Source organism: Saccharicrinis sp. GN24d3 (assembly GCF_052400645.1).
In the GTDB taxonomy this organism is placed as follows: domain Bacteria; phylum Bacteroidota; class Bacteroidia; order Bacteroidales; family Marinilabiliaceae; genus Saccharicrinis.
In genome coordinates this window covers 1-1,388 of record NZ_JBQTGI010000077.1, presented here as the reverse complement: position 1 = coordinate 1,388, position 1,388 = coordinate 1, and the positions used below count along the sequence as shown (strand labels likewise).

Here is a 1,388-nt window from a genome sequence, read left to right as displayed (position 1 = left end):
TACGGATTAACAGTAATGTGAAGTGCAACGGTCTACCGGAGTCATAGGGATGGCGTGGTTATAGATGGATTATCACGGAATACCGTAATAAGATAAAACGGCACGGGGCTGTGGGAGGTCTCTTGTTTTAAAGGTTGGCAATCTTAAACAGGCTGATATAAGCATAGCGAAGTTCAGCAAGGAAACAAGAGAAATCGGAGGAGCTCATAGTACCACTGATTGTAGCGACAACAAAACGCTACATAGGGAAGGGGCTCTACTTTAGAGAAGCTTATATGGAAGACAGAACGACCTATATTGACACAAGTCTATTAGTAAGTCCATCGTCATTTTTGACCGATGAAAGAGTTCGTGAATTCCAAAGGAAGCTATACATTAGAGCCAAGCAAGACAAGGAATTTAAGGCCTATAGTTTAAGCGACAAGATGAGCTTAGACTATGTGCTTGAAGAATCCTATCGTAGGGTAAAACGGAATTATTCCAAAGGAACAGGGGTTGATAAGATGTCTTTTGCTGATATTGAGAAATATGGTGTGACTAAATTTCTTAAGGAATTGCAAACGGAACTGCGTAGCAACACCTACCGAAGTCAGGCTGTCCGTCAGGTAGAAATCCCGAAGGAAAAGAAAGGCGAGTTTCGCATGTTGGGTATTCCTACCATAAAAGACAGAGTAGCACAAATGGCAGTTAAGATGTTGATTGAGCCACTCTGGGAAGCCGACTTTATAGACACTTCGTATGGGTTTAGACCAAAGCGAGGAGCACAGGATGCGATCAAGCAAATCAAACAGAATATCTACGATGGACATCATTTCATCTATGACGCAGACTTATCGAAATACTTCGATACCATTCCGCATGATAAGCTGTTTATTCTGCTTAAAGAACGCATCAGCGACAAGGGAATTCTGGATATTATCGAACAATGGTTAACAGCCCCCAAACAATTAAAGAATGGAAAGTTGTTGTCGAGCACAGCAGGTACACCGCAAGGAGGGGTAATTAGTCCATTGTTATCGAATATCTACCTACATGCTTTTGACCGAATAGTCAATAGTTCACAGAGTAAATTTTCCAAAGCAAACATTCGCATTGTGCGTTATGCCGATGACTTTGTGCTTATGGGAACTTACTATTACAGTCGAGAAATACTAGCTTATATCGATTCATTAATGACACGGATGGGGCTCACCATCAACAAAGAAAAGACAACTATTTTGCATGTACATAAGAAAAGTCTGTTCTTCCTGGGGTTTGAGTTCAGGGTAATTCGTTCCAAATTCTCTTGGAACAAGAAGAATTATACTAACGTCCGACCGAGCATGAAGTCAAGGTCAAAACTCTTTGCCAATATTCGTGAGCTACTAGCAAAACGTAGGCACTGGAGG

1 protein-coding gene is annotated in these 1,388 nt (G+C 41.4%); it reads left to right on the top strand.

Annotated features, from left to right (window positions below; all coding sequences use genetic code 11):
* Window positions 1-275: 275 nt before the first annotated feature.
* The coding region (gene ltrA, locus ACT29I_RS25660) for a group II intron reverse transcriptase/maturase (RefSeq protein ID WP_444794859.1) at window positions 276-1,388 on the top strand (1,113 nt) is incomplete at its 3' end.